This window comes from Streptomyces sp. NPDC002209 (genome assembly GCF_042890265.1).
GTDB lineage: Bacteria > Actinomycetota > Actinomycetes > Streptomycetales > Streptomycetaceae > Streptomyces.
Window position 1 is genome coordinate 48,308 of record NZ_JBIARX010000022.1, and the last position, 22,044, is coordinate 70,351.

Consider the following 22,044-nt stretch of genomic DNA (forward strand, 5'->3'; position numbering starts at 1 on the left):
GATCATCCAGTAGCCGGGCCGGGGTTGCTGCGGGTGAAGGGCGAGGGCGAACACTGCCTTCGCGAACCTCGTGGCCGGTAGCGGGATCAAGCCCAGATCTTCGTGAGGTTCCTGCCGGATACAGGAGAGGAGACCGGTGCGTTCGTCCCGTACGCCAGGGGAGAGCGGGCGGTGATACGAGCTGGGGTCGGGGGTGAAGTGCTGCCGAGCCGCGGGCTGCAGTCCTCGAGCGAATCAGGTGGCGTGGGCTACTTCGGGCTGATCGTGATCTTGTAAGTGGCTCCGGCCCTGCCGTGAGTACTCACGGTGACGGTCTCGCCGTGGTTGCCCCAACCGGCCTTGCTGCCTGCGACATCGACCCGGTAGCCGCCTGGGTAGGCGTCCCTGGGCACGGTGATCTGGGTGGGCCCCTGGGCGTTGTCGCGGGTGCGGAAGGTGAGCGTGTAGATGCGCGTAGCCGGGTCGTAGGTGAAGTTGAGCGGGTCGCCTGCGACGGCCCGCGCGTACGGCTGCACGAGCAGCAGGGCGTTGGGCTTCGCGGCGCCCGTCTGGTCGAGGAAGCAGTAGCCGCCGCCCCGGCACCACTGCCACCACGTCCAGCCACTGGAGAAGCGGCCCAGGGAGGCCGTCATGTCGGTGACGAACTGGCTCGCGTGCGGAATGTAGGGGTTGCCGCCCCACTCCCCGACGATCACCGGCATGCGGTTGCGGGTCGGGTAGTCGCTGATCGCGGCCTCGTAGGCGGGGATGAAGGTGCCGTTGGGGTCGTAGTCGGCGCCGGTTTCCATCGTGGTCTCGTAGAAGTGCGGCGCGTAGCCGGCGTGCGGGTCGTCGATGCGGCCCATCCGGGTCGGGACACCGAGACCGACGATGACGGTGGGTTCGACGAATACCCACGACTTGTCGTCGACCAGGCGGACCGCCCGGGCAAGGCGGTTCCACAGTTCGGTGAGCTCGGTGGCCTCGAAGCGGGCCGCGGCGGCGGGGAGGTCTTCGCCGGCGAGGAACTTCGCGAACGGCTCGTTCATCAGGTCGTAGCCGAGCAGCGCCGGGTGCCTGCCCAGGGCGGATGCGACCGTCATCCACATGCGAGCGTGCGTGGCGCGGAGGTCGGCGTCCTTGTACAGGTGGTCGAAGGCGGTCTGTACGGAAGGCTCGAAGTACTGGGAGAACCAGTCGTCGGGTATCGGCCAGAACGGCAACCCCTCGTCGCGGGTGGCCCAGTCGGGGACGCCGCGGGAGCCGAAGTGGGGGCCGTACACGTCCTGGTGGGCGTCGAGGATGACCTTGATGTGGTAACGGTCGGCCCAGTCGAGGATGCGGCGCACCTTGGTGAGGTAGCCGCGGTCGTAGTGCCCCGGGGTGGGTTCGAGGTCGTCCCAGAAGAACGCGAGGCGCGCTAGGTTGAAGCCCCGGGCGGCCATGTCTTTGAGGTCGCTGTCGTGGATGTCGGCGAACGCGTTGGTGCCCCGGTTGCTCTTGTCTGCGAGGTTGAAGCCGCGCCACTGGAGCGCGCGGCCTTGGCCGTCGGCGATGAAGGTACGGTCACCGACTGTGACCCGGTCGGGGGCGCGGTCGGGCTGGGCCTTGGCCTGCGCGGGGAGGACGCCGAGCAGGAGGGCGGCCGCGGCGAGGGCGACGGGGGCGACGCGGGAGGTCAAGCGCATGCAGGAGACCCCTTCGAGGGTGGCTGCTCGGGCGGCGGGCTACCAGCCGGTCGGATGTTACTGGCGAGTGGGTCAAGTTCCCAGGATTGCGCGTGAGTTGGCGAAATTTCCTGCGGCCGGGGCAGTTGGCTTCGGGTCACCACCCGGTGGACCGAAGCCGCGAGACGACCACGGCCCCCTCGGGGACCAGTTCGTGGGCGATCCACCGCACCCGACATCGAGTGTTCCCGGCGCATCTCGGCAGCGTGGTGCCGCTGCCGCGACGGTGCTTCAGTGCATCGCGCTGTTGCGGAGTGTGAGGGTGGTCTGTGCGGCGTCGGCGAGGGTGGTCAGGTGCACGATACGGACCGCGGCGTAGGTGGTGGCGTCGCTCCAGGCGCACATTGCCTCATCGCCGTCAGGGCTTCGACAAGGCCGCAGCCGAGGCCTCCGCCGTACAGGCCCGGCTTGAAGCGGGTCGCGTCGTGGGTTTTCGCGCCGGCGAAGAAGTTGCGGAATTCCTGCGTGATCGACTTGCTGGCCTTGTCCGCCCCGCGAATAGCCCGAGACCATCACCAGCACGGGCATCCGCCCGCTCTGCCCATAGCCCAGCGGGATGTCCGCCTCCGGGAACCACAGGTCGCACTGGGCCTGCTCGCCGGGCCGATAGACCGTCCTCGAGACCGAGTCGACCGGAACATAGGCCGGCCCGAGCTCAGCCACCCGGTCCTTGAGGATCGTCATCCCACGATCCCAGCCGAGCCGAGCCGAGCCGAGCCGAGCCGCTCCGCGATCACCGTCGCTGGCATCGTCGGGGTCTCCCGCAGAAGCTCACGGATCCGGACCTCGACCGCATCGACCGCCGAGCCCTTGACCGCACGCTCGTACTTCGGCGGCCGGTCCGTGGCAAGAGCCCGCTTGACCGTGTTCCTCGAGTCCCCAGATGCCGGGCGATCGAGATCGGCATCCGCTTGGCCCGATGCGGCCGGCGGATCTCTGCCCGGTCCTCCACGAGGATCACCCTTCCCTCCTGGCCTTGATCACCAAGGCCAGATTCAGACGAAGAGCACCACGTGGGTCACTTTTGATACGCCGTCAGAAGGTCCGAGTCCAACCGTCGCCGAGACGAGCCCGTACCGGGCGGCGAGCGCCGGTATTGAGTCCTCCGCCGGGGGCTGGGAGCCTCACCGTAACGACGTCGGGCCGACCGCGCGCGCGGCGCGCTGCCCCGCGGGCGGCGTGACCGACGGGACCGTGGTGACCGCCTGCCGTGTGTCCCCCGAGTGGAAGTTTCACCCGGTCTGCAAGATCACTCGTATGGGTCAAGCGCACTCCGCATATCCCCGCGCGCGCACGCAAACGCCTACGATCAGTCGCTCTGGGTGACTCTCGAATGGGGTCCGGCACCGGCCGGGATGCTCCTGACGCAGGGAGGGAGCAAGCGTGACCCGTGAACGTTCCGGCAGCTGCCGTCAGGCGGAGGTGGTCGTCATCGGGGCGGGGCTCTCGGGTGTGGCCACCGTGATCGCACTGCGCCGGGCCGGGATCGACGACGTCGTGGTGCTGGAGAAGTCTGACCGTCTCGGCGGGACCTGGCGCGACAACACCTACCCCGGATGCGGCTGCGACGTGCCCGCGATGCTGTACGAGTACTCCTTCGCCCCCCACCCCTGGAGCCGGTGCTTCGCCGACCGGTCCGAAATCCTCGACTACCTCCGGACGACCGCGTCAACCCACCGGGTGGACGAGGCGATCCGCTACGACACGGAGGTGCTGGACGCGCGCTGGCAGCCGGCCGCCAGCCGCTGGAACCTGCAGACCACGGCGGGCGCCTACACGGCCCGCGCCGTCATCGTCGCCACCGGCCCATGGCACCGGCCCCGCCTTCCCGACATCCCAGGCCTCGACACCTTCCCCGGCCCGGCCTTCCACTCCGCGCGCTGGAACCACGACGCCGACCTCACCGGTCGCCGCATCGCGGTGGTGGGCACCGGCGCGTCCGCCGTGCAGTTCCTGCCCGAGATCCAGCCGCAGGCCGCGCACGTCGACGTCTTCCAGAGCACTCCCCACTGGGTGCTCCCGAAGCCCGACTACCCGCTCCCCGCACGCCTGCACCGATTCCTGGGACTCCACCCGCCAGCCCGCCGCGCCCTGCGCGGCCTACACCGCTGGACCCAGGAAGCCGTCGGCCTCCCCCTGCGCCACCCCCGCCTGCTGCGGCCCGTGGAAGCCGTGGCGCGCCTCCATCTGCGCACTTCCGTACCGGACCGGGCCCTGCGCCAGGCACTCACCCCCGACTACCGCCTCGGGGCCCGCCGCCTGATCACGTCCGACACCTACTACCCCGCCCTCGGCCGGCCCAACGTCCGGCTTCATCCCACCCGGGCAGCTGCCGTGGAGGGCTCCCACGTCATCGGCGCCGACGGCACCCGTACCCGCGCCGACGTCATCGTCCTGGCCACCGGATACCACGTGGGCGACGTCCCCCTGGCCAGCCGGCTGTACGGCACCAGCGGCACCACGCTCGCCCGGACCTGGGCCGACAACCGCCGCGCCTATCTGGGCACCAGCGTCAGCGGCTACCCCAACCTCTTCCTCCTCGTCGGCCCGAACCTGCTCACCGGTACCACCGCAGTACCCACCGTCCTCTAGGCCCAGCTCCGCTACATCTCGACGGCCCTCACCCACTTGCGCACCCACGGTTACGCCGCGCTCGACGTCACTCCCGAAGCCGAGGAAACCCATCAGCAGGCCCTGCACAAGGCGCTGCGCACCACCGTCTACAGCCCCGTGAACGGAGGCGGGTACTACTTCGGCCTCCCGGGCGTCAACACCTTCTGCTGGCCCTGGTCGACCGCCAGGCTCGTCAGGCGTCTGCACGCCTTCTCGCCGGACGTCTATACCTGGACCCAGCCAGGGGCGCTGCCAGCACCTCGCGCCGCGCAGGACGGCCTGCCGACGGCACCGTTGGGCAGGCCGTAGTACGCGCAGGTCGGCTCAGGGCCGTTGACCAGGGGAGTCGGCCCGCCCGTACGGAATGCGAGGGTGGAAGGCGATCGGGATCCGGGGCTGGGCTGGCGGCCCTACCCGCCTGGTCGGCCGTGCGTCAGGTGGCGAACGGGGCCAAGGGGGAGCGGCACACCGACACCGCACCGCTGGAGCGGGCGTTCCCGCTGCTGGGCCCGCTCACCGACGCCAAGTGGGTAAGCAACCGGGACCACGACCGGGGCGTACCGTCGCCGAAGCTGGTGATCTCGGGCTTCGCCCGGCTGACACCGCGGAGACTTGCCGAGCTGACGGCGGCCCACGCCTTTGTCTCCGAGGGGCCGACACCTTGAGCTCTTCGCGGACTGCCTCCAGAGCTACGTCATGGATGACGACTCCGAGGCGACCGGGTCCGGCATCGGCGACGTGGGAAACGAACAGGTCATCGTCGACGCCGTGCAGCCCGGCACGAGGAGTCGTCCCGAGGCCAGGTTGAGGCCCGTGCCCGCGCGGCCGGGATCCTCGCCGCCCTCGGCGCCGCCCACCCCGAGCGCTCGGCCGAGCTCCTGTTCTTGCAGGTCAAACCCGGTAGACAAGCTCTCCGGCGAGGAGGGCGCCTCTTCATGGCGACAGCCGAGGACGAGGCGCCTCTCGATCACGCCCGCGGCCGACGGCGCCCGGGCGGATGCTGCTCAGCTGCTGCGCTGGCTGCGGCTGGCCTGGCCGAGTTGCTCGGTGTGCCGGGTCAGGGCACCTATGCGTTCGTCAAGTTCGGCAAGTTCGGCGTCCTGGTGTCGCAGGTGTGGCCGATCGCCGGTGGCCGATCAGTGCGGCCGCGGCCCGGCGCCCGTACGCTCCAGACCAACCGACGCGCTCGACGCCGTCCCCGGCGGCGCTACTGCCGGCCCTCGGCTTCCGGCCGGCTTCCTGCCGACGCCCGCCACACCCGCACCCGGTGTTGGGACGAGGGCACCACTGTGTACCTGCTCCCGCGCCCAGCGACCGGGTCGACCGAATTTCAATGCAGAAACGCTGCGAGTTTCGCGTGCAGTCCCTGTTGGTCATGCTGGTCTCCTCGGGACAAGATCTTGCGATCGCGGGCGTGCCCATGCGCCTTCGAGACGAACTGCCCGTGGACCACCGCCTCAACCAGGTGTACCGGGTCGGTGCCGCCCTGTGCGGGCTGCTGCTCCTTGTCTTCGGCTGCCTCGGTTTCGCCGACAGCCTGTCTTCTTTCGGCACGGAGGGGCAGCGCATCGCGGGCCTGGCCACCAACGACCTGCTGAGCGCAGTCTCCGTGGCCTTCGGCCTGCTGCTGATCATGAGCTTCGGGATGTACGGCCGGGTCAGCGGCGGGCTGCCCCACGACAACCCCTACTGGCGGCGGCGCCATCCCGAGCAGCCAGTGCTCGAAGCAGCTCTCTCCCGCCCTCAGGTCGGGACCGCAGCCACCGACACCGACCCAACTCCGGAGTGCTGAGATGACCACTCCTGAAGCAGCACGAATACTCGTCGTCGGCGCGACCGGAGAACTTGGCCGGCTGGCGACACGGGAACTGTTCGATCGCGGCGCCCGCCTCGCACTGGCCGGGCGTAACAAGAGGAGGCTGGCCGAGATGGCGGCGCGCTCGGGCTGTCCCACCCGGATCCTGGATACCTACGACCTTGACGCCTGCGCCGGAGCGGGCCCGTGGGCGCTGTCAGAGCTGGGCGGTTTGGATGGGGTTCTTGTGACGGTCGGGGTCGCGGGCTTCGGGCCGGCCGCCGACGTCCCGAACGCCGCCGCCGAGCACCTGATGACCGTGAACGCGTTGTGCCCCATGGCTGTGCTGAGGGGAGCCGTACCCGCAGTGCGCGATGGCGGGTTCCTGTCCGCGATCAGCGGGGCGATCGTCATAGCCCCGCTCACCGGGACCGCGGACTACGCGGCTTCAAAAGCCGCCTTGGCCTGCTGGCTGGGTGTTCTGGCCCGTGAGGTGCGCAGGCGGCGTATCGCTGTGGTGGACGCCCGGCTCCGTCACCTGGATACCGGATTTGCCTCCCGCGCCGTAGTGGGAAGCCCGCCAGCCCTTCAGCGGGGCGCGGAGCCCGCGCCTGAGGTGCATGTGCTGGTCGACGACCTCATCGGTTACCTCGACGATCTCGCGCCCCGAAGCACCGCGACCGCGCCAGGGCAGGTGGGGACCGCGCCTGCCCGAAGCCGCTGACAATCGACAGGAGGAGTCATGTCCACATCGAAGGTTGCGCCGGAAGAGACACCCGAGGTGGAGGGCTCGACGGCATCCGCCCATCAGGAGCGTCCGGACGGAGGGGTCTGGGAGCACCCGTGGGCCATTCTGGGCCTCATCGCCGTCGGGGCGGTCATGGTGGCAGTGTTCTTCGTCGTCCGCATCGCCGGGTGGTGAATGACGACCCGTCCGAAGCCGTCTATCGGTTGCGCGCTGCCAGAGCCCCGTTGAGGGCTGTGGCGAACGCGCACCAGAGGGCATAGGGGGCGAGCATCTTGGCCGCCGTGTGGTCGACGCGCCAGGTCCTGTGAATCAGTTCCGCGTTACTGAAGTCGAGAAGGAGCGTGCCGACAAGTCCAGCGCGAGGGCTCCGGCAACCGAAGAACAGCCACGTCCACGCGGCGTTCAGGGTCAGATTCGTTCCCAGGCTTGCGGCCACCTTGGCCCGATCCTCCCCCTGCGCCGCACCCAGCGCCCTGCCGCCGGCCACGGCGAGAGAGACGTACAAGGGGGTCCACACCACCCCGAAGGCCCGCGGGGGAGGCTGCCACGCAGGCTTGTCCAGCGCCCTGTACCAGGAGCTGGCCGGATCCACTGCCACCGATCCCAGTGCTGCGGTCGCCGTCACCGCGGCTGATGCTGCCGCGTAGTACCGCCATCTTCGGCGCTTCTGACGCACCTCGTCACGTTCACCGACCAGCCTCACGCTAGACATTGTGACCTGTAATTCTGCTTGATCGCGGATTGTCCGATTCGGGAGCGGGTCGGCGCGGCGAGTTCTCGCGCAACGGAGGTGGTGCGGGGATCTCGGCAGCCTGTTTCGCCGGGGGCGCCGAAGGGCTGAACCGGCCTCCTGCGTCCGGTCGCCGGTCCTGCAGCGCAGGAATTCAGCGAGCCATGACACGGGGCAGTGCTGAAGCCACGTCGTCCGCGAGCCGGTTGACGTCCTTGCTCAAGAATGGAGCCGCAAGACGTGCGATGCCCTTGAAGCGAAAGGTCGCGGTGTAGGTCAGCCGGGTCGACTCATCGGATACCGGCGTGAAGCGGAGGTCGTCCGTTACGAGGACCGTGCTGTTCTCGCCCGTGAACACGAGCCGGTCCACTTCTTCGACATCGAGCCGGTACAGCACTTCGCTGGTGCGCCCGCGGAAGCGTGAGACGTTACGCCAGCGCGAGCCCGGCCCCGATGCGCCTGGGGCCAAGGGGACACACGAGACGGTTGCGGGATCCCACTGCTGAGCGTGCGCGAAGTCTGTGAGGTATGCCAGCGTGTCCTGCATCGGGCAAGGAATGAGCATGGTGCGCGCAACCTGGATCACGGTCGCCTCCTCGGAGGGTTGTCACTTCGTGCAAAGCTCTTCCGGTCGTTGCCCTTCCTCGGATGCACTGCCCCAGTACTCCGTCGTTCCGACTCGCATCGATTGTGCGTCCTAGAATAGGCGCCATGACCGAATCGTCCCCCGGTGTCACGACTGGCTCGGTGGCACGGCGCCTGGGGGTCTCACCGAACACGGTGCGCTCCTGGGAACAGCGGTACGGAATCGGACCGGCGGTCCGTGAAGGTGGCAGGCACCGGCGGTGGATGCCGGGCGATGTGGCGATGCTGGAAGAAATGTGTCGGCTCACCTCGTCCGGAATCCCTCCGGCCGAGGCCGCTCGGGCAGCTGCGACCATGCGCCGTGAGCCCGGTCCGGACGTCCGTGTTCAGCCACCGCCGCCTGCGGCGCAGGAAGCGGTCGTGCTGCAGGGCGGCCCCCGGCAGCGTCAGGGCGGTCCGGGTGGCGGACTGCCCCTCGGTGAGGTGCGTCAGGAATGCCGCGGCCTGGCACGGGCAGCGGTGCGGCTCGACGGCCCGGCCATGGACACCCTGCTGCAGCAGACCGTGCAGGCTCACGGCCTGCTGATCGCGTGGGAGGAGGTGATGGCGCCGACGCTGCATGCGGTGGGGCGCAAGTGGGAGTCCACGGATGAGCGGTACGTCGAGGTGGAGCATCTGCTGTCGTGGCATGTTTCGACCGTGCTGCGGCGAGCGGCAGTGACCGTGCCCCTGGTCTCGGCTCACGCGGCACCGGTGGTGCTGGCCTGCCTTCCCGGGGAGCAACACACGCTGCCGTTGGAGGCGCTTGCGGCGGGGCTGGCCGAACGGGGGCTGCCGACGCGCATGTTCGGCGCGGCGGTGCCCGCGGAGGCGCTGCGGGCGGCAGTGGGCCGGTCCGGTCCGAAGGCTGTCGTGCTGTGGTCACAGTCCCGCTCGACAGCGGACAACACTCTGGCACGCCAGGTGGCATCGACGGCGTTCGGCCTCAAGGGAGCACGGACCGCTCCTCTGGTTCTGCTCGCGGGCCCGGGGTGGTCGGTGCGGGCCGCGACTGCAGGTATGAGGCGTCCTCTCGGGCTGCGGGAAGCGGTGGATGCGATTTCCGCGCTCTATGCCGAGCCGGACGCGGTCCTGGCAGCCAGCGAAACGACGCCCGGCCCTGCGGACCCGGCCTCCTCGCTGCGAAAGTATCCGCGCCGCGATGCCGATGGTGTTCCAGCGTCACGGTCCACTGCCGAGCAGCATGGCGTGGCTGCCCGCCGGCATGAGGATCGCCACCACTAATGCGCCAGTGGCCCGCGTGGACCTTCTGATCTTCAACTTGACCGGTCCGAAGGGCTTGAGGGGCGTGGCGGGCGGGGAAGGAACCCGCTGGTGCGGGCCTGGTAGTCGGCGTATCCGGGGCGGTCGGCCATGTGCGCTTCGAGCAGGCGTTTGCCGCTGCCCTTGATCAGCAGGACGCTCATCAAGAGCGGGGAGACGACGGTCGCGGCCGCAGTCTGCCAGGTGGCGCAGGCCGTCAGGTACAGGCCCCACCAGACGAGGAAGTCGCCGAAGTAGTTGGGGTGCCGGGTCCAGGCCCACAGCCCGCGGTCCATGAGGCGGCCCTTGTTCGCGGGATCTGCCTTGAAGAGGGCGAGCTGGTGGTCCCCGAGCGCCTCGAAGAACAGTCCGGCGGTCCACAGGGCCAGCCCCAGCGCGGCCGCGGCGTCCAAGGACTGGGGGAGCAGCACGGCGACCTGGACGGGCAGGGACACCAGCCAGACCAGGGAGCCCTGGAGAAGATAGATGCTGCGCAGGGCATAAACGTGCTGGTTGCCTCGTGCCCGGGCGAGCATGCGGGCATAGCGCGGATCCTCTCCCTGCCCCCTTCCGCGCCGTGCGATGTGTACTGCCAGGCGCAGCCCCCACACGACGGTGGCAAGGGCCACCACGGTCCTTCGTGCAGGGTCGCCGTAGCCAGCCGAGAGGATCCAGGCCACGACGGCGACGGCCGCGAAGGCCAGACCCCAGGCGCTGTCGACGATCCGGTGCACCCCTTTTACCGTGCCCACGGCAAACGTGACGAGCATGACGGTGAGCGCCGTGCCCGCCGATGCGGCGAGGACGGTGGCGAGGGCTCCCGTGTCGACGGAGGTCACGTCAGTGGCCCGTTCGTGGATTCGTGCACCGCTGTCCCGTCGGTGAGCACGAGTTGGCGGACATCGAGATAGCGGGAGCGGAATCCGGCCTCGGAGTAGGCGAGGTAGAGCTCCCACATCCGGCGGAAAGTATCGTCGAAGCCGAGCCTGGCCACCTCGGCGGACTGGTGGAGGAACCGCTCGCGCCACAGCCGAAGCGTTTCCGCGTAGTGGTCGCCGTAGCCGGTGTCGTGGACGACGCGCAGTCCAGCGGCCACGCTCTGCCTCGTGACGGCCTCCATGGAGGGGATGAGGCCTCCGGGAAAGACGTACTTGCTGATCCAGGTGTGCGTACGGGCAGTGTTCAGCATCCGCTCGTGGGGCATGGTGATGGCCTGCAGTACTACACGGCCGCCGGGAGCCAGCAGGCCGCGCAGGGCGCCGAAGTAGGCCGGCCAGTAGGCGGCTCCGACCGCTTCGATCATCTCGACGCTCACGATGGCGTCGTACCTGCCCTCGACACGACGGTAGTCGCACAGCTCGACGGTGACCCGGTCGGCGACCCCGGCATCCGCGATGCGCTCGAGGGCCAGCTCGCGTTGCTCCTGGGAGAGGGTGACGGTGTGGACGCGGGCGCCGCGCGCGGCGGCCCGGATGGCGAGTTCGCCCCAGCCCGTGCCGATCTCCAGGAGGCTGGAGTCCGATCCGGTCCCGGCGAGGTCGAGAAGCCGGTCGATCTTGCGATGCTGAGCCGCGGGCAGATCCGCGGTGCACGCCGGAAGGGAAGCGAAGACGGCCGACGAGTAGGTGAGCGTCGGGTCGAGGAAGGTGGCGAAGAGCTCGTTGGACAGGTCATAGTGCCGGTGGATGTTGCGGCGGGCCCCGTCGACGGTGTTCAGGTCCGAGGCCGGGCGGCGGCGGACCCAGACGCTCCGCAAACGGCGCAGAGCCTGCGGCACGAGGTCGTCGACGTGGTGGGCGAGGACGGTCAGCACCCCGACCAGGTCAGCGCTGTCCCATTCGCCCGCCATGTAGGACTCGCCGAACCCGATCAGCCCGTCCGCGCCGATCCGCCGGTAGAAGGAGTCCGGATCGCGCAGGGTCAGTGTCGGCGGACAGCCCACTCTTCCCGAGGGCTGCATGGGGACCTGGGGCCCTGTGCCGGCGATCCGCACCCGCAAGGGCAGCCGATCGAAGGCGCGCTCGATGATTCGACGGGTGGCGTGCGTGCGCAGGGCGGAGGCGCGTGGCAGTCGGGCGACGTCGGGCCAGCGTGCGGGGTCCACCAGGTGACGGCCGGCGCGGGTCTCGCCCTGGGGAGCGGGAGGGAGGGTGAGGGTCACGGTGCGTCTTCCTGGACGGGATGGGCCGGGCGGGTGGGCCGCGGTTGGACGGGGAGGCCTTTGAGGTAGAGGTGGATGCCGTGTCGGCGGATGCCGAGCGACACTCCGGCGGTAGACCACGGATTGCGCAGCAGAGCCGCGAGCAGGGCGCGGGTTCTGGCAGGGCGGTGCGTTCCGCGGACGGTGGCGGTCAGAGGGCGCGAACCGTCTGCTCGGCAGAGCTGGACGGTCAAGTCGAGACGTTCGCCCGGCAGCGGCAGCCTCATCCGGTAGCTTCCCTCGACGCCGAAGAACGGGGACACGTAGAAGTCCTTGGGCACCTCGTCACGGGCGTGGGCGTCAGGGTGCAGGAGGTAGCAGTGGCGTTCGCCGTAGGTGTTGTGGACCTCGGCGACGACACAGACGAGGCTGCCGGACATGTCGTGGCACCAGTACAGGGTCAGGGGGTTGAAGACATGTCCCAGCACGCGTGCATGGGCCAGCATGAGAACCCGTCCGTCAGCGCGGATTCCCTGGGCGGCGAGGTAGGCGTCGATCCCGGCGCGCATGGTCGGGGTGTCGCCCGTGAAGTGGTCGCGGGCATCGAAGCGGGCGAGCGGGCGCAGGATGCGGTGCAGGACCGGAAGGTCGTCCAGGTCGACCAGCCACATGTACGTCCGATGCCCCAGGACGTATCTGAAGGGTGAGGTGCGCACGTGCCTCACCTCGGCCGCGTACAAGGCGGGGACATGTGGTGGTGCCGGGCGGGCGGGGGCGGAGGTCACCAGGTCACCCCGAGGTGTCTGGCCGCCTCGGCGCCCGAGCGGCAGCCGTCCTCGTGGAAACCCCACCCGTGATAGGCGCCCGCGAAGACGGTGACGCCGTTGTTGAGGGAGGGCAGCTGCCGCTGCGCCGCCACCGACTCGGTCGTGTAGACCGGGTGTTCGTAGTCCATTCGGGCCAGGACGGTGCTCTCGTCGATCCGCTCACCGGGGTTGAGCGTGACGATGTGCGGCTCGCGGCCGGGCAGGCGCTGAAGCCGGTTCATGTCGTAGCTGACCTGAACGGAACCGGGCCGTGCCGAGCAGGAAGGGAGCCAGTAGTTCCACGACGCCCGGGCATGGCCGGAGCGAGGCAGCAGAGAGGTGTCACGGTGGAGGACGGTCGGATTGCGGGAATAGGTGAACGTGCCGAGGACGCGCCGCTCCTGCTCCGTGGGGTCGGCCAACAGGCGAAGTGCCTGGTCGGGGTGGACGGCGATGACGACCGCGACGTGCTCGGCCGACTCTCCGTCCTCGGTGAACAGGCGCACGCGGCCGGCTCCGCGCACGACCTTGCGGACCGGTGTGGAGGTCAGAACGCGGGCCGGGGACTTGGCGGCCTGCTCGACGTAGACCTTGGATCCTCCGGTGACGGTCTTCCACTGCGGGGACCCGGTGACCGACAGCAGTCCGTGGTGGTCCAGGAAGCGGAAGAGGTACGCGGCAGGGTACTGCAGGGCGGTGGCCGGCGCGCAGGACCAGACGGCCGCGACCAGGGGGATCGCGAAGTGGCTGACAAAGTAGGGCGAGAATCGTTGCTCGCGCAGGAAGCGTCCCAAGGTGGAGGCCGTGTCTTCGGCGGCGAGCAGCCGGCGCGCGGCGCGATGGAACCGGGGCACGTCGGCGAGCATCAGCAGATGACGTCCGCGGAGCAGGTTGGTTCCGCCCAGGAGCCCGCGCGGGCCTCGGGCGCCGGCGTACTCCAGGCCGCAGCCGTCGCACCGGACCGACATGCTCATCTCGGAGTCCTGAGTGGTCACGCCGAGCTCACGAAAGAGGCGATTCAGGTGGGGATAGGTGCGGTTGTTGTGGACGATGAAACCGGTGTCCACGTTGACCGTTCCGCCACTGCCGGTCGGGACTTCGTGGGTGTGTGCGTGGCCGCCGAGGCGTCCGTCGGCCTCGTAGAGGACCACGTCGTGGCTGCGGGACAAAATGTGCGCGGCGGTAAGTCCGGATACGCCCGCCCCCACCACCGCGATGCTTCTTCGGTTCATCCAGTCCACCCTTGGTGTCGTGGACTTGGGAACGCTGTTCCCACGCCCGGCTCTCATCTGATGATTCGGTGCGGCGCCCCTGCCGGATGTGCTTGTCAGTGCCCGGTTTCCAGGGCGCCTGCGGCCACGAGCAGGCGGAGCCGTTGCATGCCTCGCCGGGCGTGGCTCTTGACGCTGCCGAGCGGCATCCCGGTGCGGTCGGCGATCTGTACCTGGGTGAGATCGGCGAAGTAGGCGAGGGTCAGAACGTCGCGCTGGACCTGCGGGAGCCGGGCGAGTTCCCTGGTGATCACAATCCGGTCGATCACCTGCTCGGGTCCGCCCACCGTCTCCTCGCCGAGGCGCCTGCCCGCCGCGGCCACGAGGCCCAGGCGCCGGGTTCGTGCGCTCAGGGCATCCACCGTCTTGCGTCGGGTGATGCCCATGAGCCACGCCGGCAGCGTGCCGCGATCGGGCCGGAACCCGGCCCGCCCTCGCCATGCGGCGATGAACACATGTTGGGCCACGTCCTCCGCCTCGAACGCGTCACCCAGGACGCGCCAGGCGTAGGCGTGAACGAGATGGCTCCAGCGCCGGTGTGCCGGCGACAACCACCGCTCGTCACTCTGGATGAGCAACGAGGCGATCTCCGTGTCCGAGAGCGGATCGTCGAGCCGGGGGCAGGGTTCCGCCGGTCGGCTGAGGGTCCTGCCTCGCGCCAGTGGTGCAGTCATGGCGCCACCTCCTCTGCCTCGCCGTAGATCGCGTCCGCCGGAGCGGGGCGGCCCCCGCGGGAGGAAGGAAACCCCGCAACCCGGCGGACGCGATGAGATCAGGCTCCCCGGGCCACTACGGGACGAGCAAGTTGCAGCGTTTCTGCATTGAATCTGCGCAGGGGTCAGACGAGGCGGCGCGCCTGCCGGAACCTGGCGAGACCGTCCGCGAGAGCGATCAGCGGATCTGGATCCTCGAGTGCGGCGCGGTCGAGGCCGGGCAGCCGCCAAGGCTCGTGGACGGCCGCGCCGTCCAGCCCGGAGAGCTCTGAGACCCAGCGCCGGACATAGACGCCGTCCGGGTCGTAGCGCCGGCCCTCAAGCACCGGATTGAGGATCCGGTCCGGGCGGGTATCCGTGCTGGTGCCGGCCACCCGTTCCAGCTCAGCTGGTTGTTGGCCACATCGCCGTCCACCGGCAGGCTCAGTGGCGGGCGCCCTCACGCCAGTCGATGTAGAGGGTCTTGGCCAGGAACGAAGCGACGATGAGCCGGCCCCGGTTGTGCATCCACCCCTCGTGGGCGAGCCAGCGCATGGCGGCGTCAACAACCGGGTAGCCCGTCCTCCCCTCCTGCCACGCCAGCAGATCCTCCTCCGCCTCCCTGCCCCGCCGCCAGAGGTCGTCACGGCAGCGGTAGTCCCGCGTGGCAGTCTCGGGACGCGCGGCGAGCACCTGCTGGTGGAAGTCACGCTGGCACACCTGCCGAATGAACGCCGCCGCACCCGGGTCCCCGTGCCTGCTCGCCTGGACCACCGCCTCGTCCGCCGACAGCGTCCCGAAGTGCAGGTGTGCGGAGAGCCGGGAGGTGGAGTCCCCCGCGAGGTCGTCACGCCGCTCCTGGTAGGTGTCGACGTGCTCCGGCAGGAAGGACAGCAACTCCTTGCGGCCCTCTTTCTCTCCCCCCAGCGGCCGGCCCCGGCGACACCCCGGCCGGCTGCGCCGATCCGGTGGCGGGGCCGGAAGTGCCGCCCGCCGGCCCGGGGTTGTGGTGGCCGGTGGTGGAGGCCGCCGACGCGGAAGCGGTCCACGCGGCGCTGCGCGGCCCGATCGGCGCGCGGGTGGCGGCGGACCGGCCGACGGGAGGCCCTCGGGGTGCCGCTCCCGATCCTCCGGCCGAGGGTGACCGCGGCGGCGGTCGGTCATCTCGTGAAGGCCGGTTCTCCTGGTCTGCCTCGGTGGGGACAGGCAGTTCCCCGACGTCCATCCGGACCAGGTGGCCGCGCTCGGCCGCCGCCGGGACCTGCCCGCCCTGCCCGACCGGCACGTGCCCCTCGGCCCGGACCGGGCCGCGGTGCGCCTCGGCGTCCGCCGTTGCCTCGGCTTCACCACCGCGCACGTCCGTCAACGCGAACTCGTCGGGAGAGTCGCACCAGCTTTGACGGGCCGTGCCTGCTGGAAGGCTCTCAGGCGTAATCCGGACAGGGTCAGCAATGCTCGCTCGGCTTCTCGTATGACGACAATGGCCCTGGACTGGGCCGAGTTGGTGATCGGAGAGGTGCTTCTGGCCGATGACTTCGGCTCGAAGGAACCGAGTGAGAACGAGAAGCGCGCAGTCGCCCGGCGGTGGTTCGACAGCAACCTCCCCAAGCTCTAGCGGTCTTCGATTCGATCGGTGTGGCCAGCCCGCCCCGAGGGACAATCACCCTTCGGATCCCCTCCGTCACCATCCTCACACTCCAAGCAGGCCAGGACGGTGCCCGCGGCCCAGCTCATCGCAGCGTTGAAGAGCTCGTGAAGCGCGTTCCCGGCGTTGCCTGCCGAGATGTTGCTCATCGCGAGTGCGTTGAACCCGATGCCGACGAGCACACCGGCTGCCATGTAAACCCTGTTCCGTTTGTTCATGGCGCCATCGGAGCAGGCAGCTGCCGGGACCGGACCCGGAGCACAGCAGCATCCTCGACCCGTGGCGGGATGGTGCTCCCACGCCGGGACCGGTCCCCGGGACGGCGGCGTACGGTGGCTCCCAGGCAATTGGACCGACCGGATGGGGTGGGGAATGGCGAGTAGAGGATTCATTCCACGGGTGCTGCCGGCTTCCATGCCCAGCCTGGCCGGAGGTGTGCCACCGGCACCACCTGGAACGATCTTCGTGAAGGCCGCACACGGCGGGTTCGCAGCGCCGCCCCGGAAGTTCACACTGCATTTCGGGCGAGCCGCGGAAGACGTCCACGTCCCAGTGGGCGTCGGCGACAGCTATGTAAGCCGGTTGCACGGCGTATTCACCTGTGATGGTAGCCAATGGTGGCTACATAACAGGGGTAACAAGCCCATCCAGCTGCCGGGTGCGGACATGGTGCTCCGCGATCACGAGGTGCCGATTTCAGCGGGCTTCACGCCGCTGACCATCGAAACTCCGACATGCAGGGCCCATCTCGTCGAGGTATACATCGTCGGCTACCCGGGCCTTGTTCAGCCAGACGATTCACAGGCACCTACCGACACAGCCGATGTCTACGATCTAAACCCAACCGAGCGGCTGGTCGTCACCGTGTTGGCTCAGCGCTACCTGCGCCAGGAGCCGTACCCGCAGCCCGTCTCGTGGCAGCAGGTGGCTCAGGATCTGAACCGGGTCGCTGCCTACCGGCCATGGAATGACAAGACCGCCGAGCGCACGATCGCCAACCTGCGACAGCGGCTGGCAAACGGCCCGAACCCGATCCGCGGGGTCCTCCGGGGCGAGGTCGGTGAACCTGTGGGTAACACCCTCAACAAGAACCTGATCGAGGCGCTGTTAAAGAGCGCCACGCTGATACCCGAGGACCTCCACACGCTGGGCGAGGAGCTCTGAGATGGACACCGGCACGAATGGCGCGTGGACGCCCGGCTACATTGTCGATGGCCGCTACCAACTGGTGGCTCGGGCCGGGGCAGGTGGGATGGGGCTGGTCTACCAGGCCAGGCACCTGCAGTGGGGCATCGACCTAGCCTTGAAGCGCCCGCACCTGAGCGTCGAGCTCGGCTCCGATGAGATCGAGCAGTTCGTTCAGGAAGCCGAGACATGGGTCTCCGTCGGTCTCCATCCGAATGTTTGCGGCTGCCACTACGTCCGCAAGATCGATGGTGTCCCGGTGGTGTTCGCCGAATACGTCCCCGGCGGCAGCCTGCACGAGTGGATCGCAGACCGCCGTCTCCATGAAGGCTCGTCCAGCGAAGCTACGCTCCGCATCCTGGACGTGGCAATTCAGTTCGCGTGGGGTCTGGAGCATGCGCACAGCCGAGGTCTGGTGCACCAAGACGTGAAGCCCGGCAACGTCCTCCTCGACACGTCCGGTGGCGACTTCACAGTCAAAGTCACCGACTTCGGGCTGGCGCGCGCCCGCACGCTCATCCCCCCGACAGGGGGGAGCCCCGGCAGCGACGGACAGCCCGACGTCAGCATGCTCGCCGGCCAAGCCGGCTTCCTGACCAGGGCTTACGCTTCACCCGAGCAATTGGCCGGCGACGCCTTGAGCCGACGCACCGACGTCTACAGCTACGCAGTATCGGTTCTGGAGATGGTCACCGGCAGACGGACGTGGAGGACAGGTGCTCAGGCGCGCCGGGCGCTGACCGCATATGCCACCGACGGCGGTGCAGAGACCGGCCTACCCGCGCTGCCGTCTGAGTTGGCTGCGTTGCTCGACTGGTGCCTGCTTCCGGGCCCGAGCCAGCGGCCCTCTTCCATGGCCGTAGTAGCCGCTGAAATCGCCGAGATCTACCAGAAAGAGGCGGGACGCCCGTATCCGCGGTCGATACCGTCAGAAGCGGAACTGCTGGCTGACGAGTTCAACAACCGAGCCCTGTCACTCATAGACCTGGGGCGGCGGGCTGAGGCCGAAGAGGCGTTTCTACAGGCCTTGCAGGCTGATCCGCGGCACCTGGAAGCCACCTACAACCGGGGCCTGGCCCGGTGGCGCCACGGCGAGATCACGGACGAGACGCTGGTAAGCGACTTTGATGTCCTCCGCGTGGATGTCGGCGACACCTGGCAGGCACGGCTGCTGCTCGCCCAAATCCATCTGGAACGTGGCGACCTCGATGCAGCGGGTCCCATGCTGGACTCGGTGACAAAGGAGCGGCCGGATGATCCCGAGGTGAGGACAGCCGTAGCGGCCTCGGGACGTATACAGGGCGGGCGCCATGTACGCACACAAGTGCTGGTGCCTTCCGTCGCTCAGGGGGAGGACGAGCCGGACTGGCTGGCCAACTCGGAGAGCCGGGCACGCTTCGCCCTCGGTGGGCGTTTGGTCGTCACCGGAGACTGCGAGGGGGTACTACGCCTGTGGGAATCTGATACAGGGCGTTGCCTGAACGTCCTCAAGGGTCACACGCGACGGGTCAGCGCTCTGGCCGTTACCCCTGACGGCCGATTCGGCCTGTCTTCGAGCGACGACGGCACCGTGTGCTACTGGGATTTCTCAGCAGCACGGCGTGTACGCGTCATCCCCGCCCCCGGGGCCTATCTGAAGCCGGGATGGGTAGGTCCGTTTGAGATCCACCTCAGCGCGGACGGTCGCATCGGTCTTTGGCCGGGTGCAGAACAGATGTCCGAGCCCGAAGTGTGGGACCTGCCGGAAGGACGGCGCCTGCGGACTTTCCCCGAGCTCGGTGCCGACGTACACGCACTCGCCCTCAGCCCCGATGGCCAGCACGCCCTGATATCGGAAGGCCGGTATGACGGGCCGCACGGGCACCGGCTCCAGCACTGGGACCTGAATGCTGACTTGCTTCGCGTCCTGGCCCGGAGGCGAGGAGCATTCTACGAGTTGTTCTTCGGCCCGGACGGACGAACGGCGGCGAGCACGCTCCTTGATGAGGAGATCCACGTCTGGGACCTCACCGACGGGCCCGAATTCGGGACATGCATGGCCACGCTGACCTATCCATCTTGGATGAACGGGCCAACTACGGTGGCTCTGACCGCAGACGGTCGATACGTGCTTTCCGCCCACCACGACCGTCTGCGGTTCTGGGATGTCGCCGCCAGCCGGTGCCTGCGCACCCTGCCCTTCCCCGACCGGAGTCCGGAAAATTGCAAGGTCACGGACGCTGTGTTGTCGCCGGACGCAAGCACTGGATACTCCATAGCAAGAATCCGGAGCGTAGTGAGCTGGATGTTGCCAACTACGGGCTACACGGCCCCGCCTCGACTGAGCATGCCCAGGCCTCACGGCGAACTCGAGCAGCACAGGGCCAAAGCGTACGGACTGTGGCGACAGTCCGCTCGAGCCATGGCGGCCGGCCGCGATACGGAGGCCCTCGCCCTGCTCAGGCAGGCGTGGACGATTCCCGGGTATGAACGTTCGCCAATGCTGTCCGCTGCCTGGCGGCACATCAGTGCCAGGATGACGCGCGTCGGGGTGCGCTCGGCCACATCACTCTGGACCATGCCCACCAGTGCCTGGTACTTGGACTGCGCCATATCGCCCAACGGAAAGCTCTACGCGTTCAGTGCGGTCATCAGTCCCATCCGTGTGCGAGCGGTCAGCTCCGAGACACCGGAGATTACGATCCCGAGCACCCAGCCGCAGCAGCGCAGCGTCGTTTTCAGTGCGGACGGAACTCGGCTCCTCTCGGTCGGCTCGGAGGGCTACTTCGGGCTTTGGGAAGCCGACACCGGCCGGTGTCGTTTCCTGGGCAAACAAGGTGATGACGTAGTAACAGCCAGATTCGCGTCCAGCGCGACCAACGACGCGATGGTGTGTGGCGAGGCTGACGGCCACATTTCGCTCTGGGACAGCCACCGCGGCCGGTACGCCCGCTCCCGTGAGCATCACACCGAAGCCGTGAAAGACCTCTGGGTCAGCGACGTTGGTCTCGGGGTTAGCACGTGCGGCCGCGAGGTGCGGCTGTGGAACGTGGACACCGGTGACTGTGTACGCACACTGCACGAGAGCGGAGAGGTCCGCTCGGTGTGCGCCAGCTCCGACGGGCGCTTCGTTATTGCCGGCGGCGAATCCCTCAAGCTTTGGAACGCCGAGTCGGGTTTCCTCGCGTACGACTTCGGTGCGCGGGACGTTCACACCGTCCGCTTCACGCCAGACGGCCGCTTCGCGGCATCGGTGAGCCAGGACGGCAACGTGCGGATTTGGGATATCGCGAACGGAAGTTGCTTACGCACTCTGAAAGGACACGAGGGACCGGTCAAAAGCGCCTCATTCACGACAGACGCACGCTTCCTGATGACCGGAGGCATGAATCACTCCATCTGCCTCTGGGAGCTGGAGTGGGAGTTGGAAGGGCCGTAACGAGCCGCCTTCATCCGACATGCCCGTCCCCTGTCCGCCAACCGGGAGCCCCGCACCACTGGATTGCTGACCCGACAAGACGACGGTGGGGCAGAGAAGGTTCAGTTGGCGCGTCCTGCCGACTGAACCACTGAGTCACACCTCGGGAGTCGCCGGGCTGCGGCGGTTGGTGTTGCGTACCGGCGTGGGCAGCGTGCGGGAGGGTCAGGGCCTTCAGCAGAAGCGGATGCGCCTGCCCCGGAGTCCCGCCCCACGGCATACTCCAGCACCACCCCACAGCCCTCACCCCGGGGCCGTACCTGCGTGGCGCGAACCTGAGCTGTCCACCTGCCGCTGTTCGAGCACCCTGAAGAGGAGGACTTCGAGGAGATCGAAGACTTCGATGACGCCATTGAGGCATGGGAAGACCGCTGAGAGCCCGTGACGTGGTCGGTGGGCCGCACTGTCGGCGCGGTCGTGATCTCAACGCTGGGGTGCGCCGCACACGAGTGGTTGATCACCAGCGGTCCGGTGCGTGGGCGACAACAGGGCGGATGACGAAGAGCGGAAGCCGCTTCTCGTTGACTACGGTGCTCTGATGAGCTTCACGCGCTGGTATCTGGCATGGCTGGCGAAGGCTGAACGTCAGGTGGAGTCAGTCATGGCGGCAGACTGAGTCGCGGTTCCCGGTGGAGCTCGTCCCGGGCTTCCTTGTCCAGCTGTCGGGTGCAGGGGCCTTTGTGGGTCAGTCGACGGCGAGCTGGGGCCGGTTGTCGTTCGAGGCGTTGCAGCCAGGCCGCCGCCCGAGGCCGCAGTACCCCGCGCCGGCCGCCCGATGGCCGGGCTTCGGTGATGTCCCGGCGGCGGGTCCGGCCAGATAGATCCGTCCAGGTCTGAAGCCCGCGCCTTGGCCAGGTCGGTGGTCATCGGGTAGAGCGTCCAGGGGCAGATGCTCGAGGAGAGCGCGCAGCTCCGTGTACGGGCGCGATAACAGCTCTTGCCCCTCGAGCTGTGGGACGGCGAAGGCGACGAAGTAGGCCGGCCACCGGCCGGCCAGACCGGCGGCGACTGCGGCTGCGGTGCGCGCAGGCTCATGTGTCTGCCGTGTTCGGCCGCGGTGTGATGGGCCTGGATGAGGGCGTTGAGGCCGGCGGAGTCGCAGAAGGACCCCGGCATGTGGGTGGACGGCGATGACGAGCGGGTTGTCGTGCACGTCGGCGGTGAGATGGACATCGACCGGGCGCCCATGCTGGACTTCTTGATCTCCCATGGCGCCCATGATGGGGCAGGCTGGACGGTGGGGGTAGGTGCGAACGGAGGCCCTGGGTGTCGTTGCGTCTCCCGGTTGAGCCGATGCTGGCGCAGGCCGCCGAGCCCGTGCCGGGCCCGGCCGCGCTGCGTGCCGGGGTGGCGTATGAGCAGAAGTTCG

At 68.7% G+C, this 22,044-nt stretch carries 19 protein-coding genes and 3 pseudogenes; 10 read left to right on the top strand and 12 right to left on the bottom strand.

The annotated features are described in order from the left end of the window. Positions 1–248 precede the first annotated feature (248 nt). Together ACFYXK_RS29800 and ACFYXK_RS29805 are read right to left on the bottom strand one after the other, a co-directional pair. On the bottom strand, positions 249–1,667 hold the full coding sequence (locus tag ACFYXK_RS29800) for a cellulase family glycosylhydrolase (protein WP_389413935.1): 1,419 nt from the start codon (positions 1,665–1,667) through the stop codon (positions 249–251). Between the two features lie 531 nt (positions 1,668–2,198). Beyond that, a pseudogene (locus tag ACFYXK_RS29805) lies at positions 2,199–2,667 on the bottom strand (IS21 family transposase); the annotation flags it as partial. Between the two features lie 422 nt (positions 2,668–3,089). Between ACFYXK_RS29805 and ACFYXK_RS29810 the strand changes: the two are divergent. The 3 genes from ACFYXK_RS29810 to ACFYXK_RS29820 all read left to right on the top strand — a co-directional run bounded on the left by ACFYXK_RS29810 (position 3,090) and on the right by ACFYXK_RS29820 (position 4,984). Beyond that, on the top strand, positions 3,090–4,298 hold the full coding sequence (locus tag ACFYXK_RS29810) for a flavin-containing monooxygenase (protein ID WP_389413936.1): 1,209 nt from the start codon (positions 3,090–3,092) through the stop codon (positions 4,296–4,298). Positions 4,299–4,334: 36 nt separating this feature from the next. Beyond that, positions 4,335–4,628, top strand: coding sequence for a hypothetical protein (locus ACFYXK_RS29815; RefSeq protein ID WP_389413937.1), 294 nt, complete (start codon positions 4,335–4,337; stop codon positions 4,626–4,628). 119 nt (positions 4,629–4,747) lie between these two features. Continuing rightward, positions 4,748–4,984 (top strand): hypothetical protein, encoded by a 237-nt coding sequence (locus tag ACFYXK_RS29820; protein ID WP_389413938.1) that lies wholly within the window; start codon positions 4,748–4,750, stop codon positions 4,982–4,984. A 24-nt stretch (positions 4,985–5,008) separates the two neighbouring features. Here ACFYXK_RS29820 and ACFYXK_RS29825 read toward each other — a convergent pair whose 3' ends face one another. Next, positions 5,009–5,290: a hypothetical protein gene (locus ACFYXK_RS29825; protein ID WP_389413939.1), complete on the bottom strand. Its 282-nt coding sequence runs from the start codon at positions 5,288–5,290 to the stop codon at positions 5,009–5,011. A gap of 449 nt (positions 5,291–5,739) precedes the next feature. Here ACFYXK_RS29825 and ACFYXK_RS29830 point away from each other — a divergent pair, with 449 nt between their 5' ends. The 3 genes and pseudogenes from ACFYXK_RS29830 to ACFYXK_RS29840 all read left to right on the top strand — a co-directional run. Continuing rightward, positions 5,740–6,111, top strand: a complete 372-nt coding sequence (locus ACFYXK_RS29830) for a DUF4383 domain-containing protein (RefSeq protein WP_389413940.1) — start codon at positions 5,740–5,742, stop codon at positions 6,109–6,111. 1 nt (position 6,112) lies between these two features. Continuing rightward, on the top strand, positions 6,113–6,838 hold the full coding sequence (locus tag ACFYXK_RS29835; protein WP_389413941.1) for an SDR family NAD(P)-dependent oxidoreductase: 726 nt from the start codon (positions 6,113–6,115) through the stop codon (positions 6,836–6,838). A gap of 15 nt (positions 6,839–6,853) precedes the next feature. Next, a pseudogene (locus ACFYXK_RS29840) lies at positions 6,854–7,036 on the top strand (DUF6480 family protein); the annotation flags it as partial. Positions 7,037–7,058: 22 nt separating this feature from the next. Here ACFYXK_RS29840 and ACFYXK_RS29845 read toward each other — a convergent pair. Together ACFYXK_RS29845 and ACFYXK_RS29850 are read right to left on the bottom strand one after the other, a co-directional pair. Beyond that, positions 7,059–7,565, bottom strand: a complete 507-nt coding sequence (locus ACFYXK_RS29845) for a TspO/MBR family protein (protein ID WP_389413942.1) — start codon at positions 7,563–7,565, stop codon at positions 7,059–7,061. Between the two features lie 181 nt (positions 7,566–7,746). Next, positions 7,747–8,178, bottom strand: coding sequence for an SRPBCC family protein (locus ACFYXK_RS29850; protein ID WP_389413943.1), 432 nt, complete (start codon positions 8,176–8,178; stop codon positions 7,747–7,749). Positions 8,179–8,303: 125 nt separating this feature from the next. Between ACFYXK_RS29850 and ACFYXK_RS29855 the strand changes: the two genes are divergently transcribed. Next, entirely contained in the window at positions 8,304–9,461 is a 1,158-nt protein-coding gene (locus ACFYXK_RS29855; RefSeq protein ID WP_389413944.1) for a MerR family transcriptional regulator, read from the top strand. A gap of 32 nt (positions 9,462–9,493) precedes the next feature. On the opposite strand, the gene ACFYXK_RS29860 is transcribed toward ACFYXK_RS29855, so the two are convergent. The 6 genes and pseudogenes from ACFYXK_RS29860 to ACFYXK_RS29885 all read right to left on the bottom strand — a co-directional run. Beyond that, complete coding sequence (locus ACFYXK_RS29860) at positions 9,494–10,318, bottom strand: DUF1295 domain-containing protein (RefSeq protein WP_389413945.1); 825 nt, start codon at positions 10,316–10,318, stop codon at positions 9,494–9,496. Then, positions 10,315–11,640, bottom strand: a complete 1,326-nt coding sequence (locus ACFYXK_RS29865; protein ID WP_389413946.1) for a class I SAM-dependent methyltransferase — start codon at positions 11,638–11,640, stop codon at positions 10,315–10,317. The genes ACFYXK_RS29860 and ACFYXK_RS29865 overlap by 4 nt, the downstream gene beginning before the upstream one ends. Then, positions 11,637–12,404, bottom strand: a complete 768-nt coding sequence (locus ACFYXK_RS29870; RefSeq protein ID WP_389413947.1) for a DUF1365 domain-containing protein — start codon at positions 12,402–12,404, stop codon at positions 11,637–11,639. Before ACFYXK_RS29870 ends, ACFYXK_RS29865 begins: the two co-directional genes overlap by 4 nt. Further along, positions 12,401–13,657 carry an NAD(P)/FAD-dependent oxidoreductase gene (locus ACFYXK_RS29875; RefSeq protein ID WP_389413948.1) on the bottom strand — a complete coding sequence of 419 codons (1,257 nt, stop codon included), beginning with the start codon at positions 13,655–13,657 and terminating at the stop codon, positions 12,401–12,403. Before ACFYXK_RS29875 ends, ACFYXK_RS29870 begins: the two co-directional genes overlap by 4 nt. A gap of 95 nt (positions 13,658–13,752) precedes the next feature. After that, the gene (locus tag ACFYXK_RS29880) at positions 13,753–14,370 is read right to left on the bottom strand and encodes an RNA polymerase sigma factor (protein WP_389413949.1); all 618 of its coding nucleotides are present in this window, start codon (positions 14,368–14,370) and stop codon (positions 13,753–13,755) included. Between the two features lie 164 nt (positions 14,371–14,534). Then, positions 14,535–15,324, bottom strand: a pseudogene (locus tag ACFYXK_RS29885) (FAD-binding domain-containing protein); the annotation flags it as partial. Between the two features lie 535 nt (positions 15,325–15,859). Between ACFYXK_RS29885 and ACFYXK_RS29890 the strand changes: the two are divergent. Then, on the top strand, positions 15,860–16,003 hold the full coding sequence (locus ACFYXK_RS29890) for a hypothetical protein (RefSeq protein ID WP_389413950.1): 144 nt from the start codon (positions 15,860–15,862) through the stop codon (positions 16,001–16,003). On the opposite strand, the gene ACFYXK_RS29895 is transcribed toward ACFYXK_RS29890, so the two are convergent. Continuing rightward, positions 16,000–16,251, bottom strand: coding sequence for a hypothetical protein (locus ACFYXK_RS29895; protein ID WP_389413951.1), 252 nt, complete (start codon positions 16,249–16,251; stop codon positions 16,000–16,002). The two genes, ACFYXK_RS29890 and ACFYXK_RS29895, sit on opposite strands and share 4 nt — an antisense overlap. Before the next feature lie 448 nt (positions 16,252–16,699). Here ACFYXK_RS29895 and ACFYXK_RS29900 point away from each other — a divergent pair, with 448 nt between their 5' ends. Together ACFYXK_RS29900 and ACFYXK_RS29905 are read left to right on the top strand one after the other, a co-directional pair. Then, on the top strand, positions 16,700–17,197 hold the full coding sequence (locus tag ACFYXK_RS29900; protein WP_389413952.1) for a hypothetical protein: 498 nt from the start codon (positions 16,700–16,702) through the stop codon (positions 17,195–17,197). A gap of 1 nt (position 17,198) precedes the next feature. Beyond that, entirely contained in the window at positions 17,199–20,636 is a 3,438-nt protein-coding gene (locus ACFYXK_RS29905; RefSeq protein ID WP_389413953.1) for a protein kinase, read from the top strand. The last annotated feature ends 1,408 nt before the right edge of the window (positions 20,637–22,044 follow it).

Bases quoted from the DNA above. Each gene is read 5' to 3' on its own strand.
- ACFYXK_RS29800 (WP_389413935.1), bottom strand. From the start codon at position 1,667: ATGCGCTTGACCTCCCGCGTCGCCCCCGTCGCCCTCGCCGCGGCCGCC.
- ACFYXK_RS29830 (WP_389413940.1), top strand. From the start codon at position 5,740: ATGCGCCTTCGAGACGAACTGCCCGTGGACCACCGCCTCAACCAGGTG.
- ACFYXK_RS29835 (WP_389413941.1), top strand. From the start codon at position 6,113: ATGACCACTCCTGAAGCAGCACGAATACTCGTCGTCGGCGCGACCGGA.
- ACFYXK_RS29855 (WP_389413944.1), top strand. From the start codon at position 8,304: ATGACCGAATCGTCCCCCGGTGTCACGACTGGCTCGGTGGCACGGCGC.
- ACFYXK_RS29875 (WP_389413948.1), bottom strand. From the start codon at position 13,657: ATGAACCGAAGAAGCATCGCGGTGGTGGGGGCGGGCGTATCCGGACTT.
- ACFYXK_RS29880 (WP_389413949.1), bottom strand. From the start codon at position 14,370: ATGACTGCACCACTGGCGCGAGGCAGGACCCTCAGCCGACCGGCGGAA.
- ACFYXK_RS29890 (WP_389413950.1), top strand. From the start codon at position 15,860: ATGACGACAATGGCCCTGGACTGGGCCGAGTTGGTGATCGGAGAGGTG.
- ACFYXK_RS29895 (WP_389413951.1), bottom strand. From the start codon at position 16,251: ATGAACAAACGGAACAGGGTTTACATGGCAGCCGGTGTGCTCGTCGGC.
- ACFYXK_RS29900 (WP_389413952.1), top strand. From the start codon at position 16,700: ATGGTGCTCCGCGATCACGAGGTGCCGATTTCAGCGGGCTTCACGCCG.
- ACFYXK_RS29905 (WP_389413953.1), top strand. From the start codon at position 17,199: ATGGACACCGGCACGAATGGCGCGTGGACGCCCGGCTACATTGTCGAT.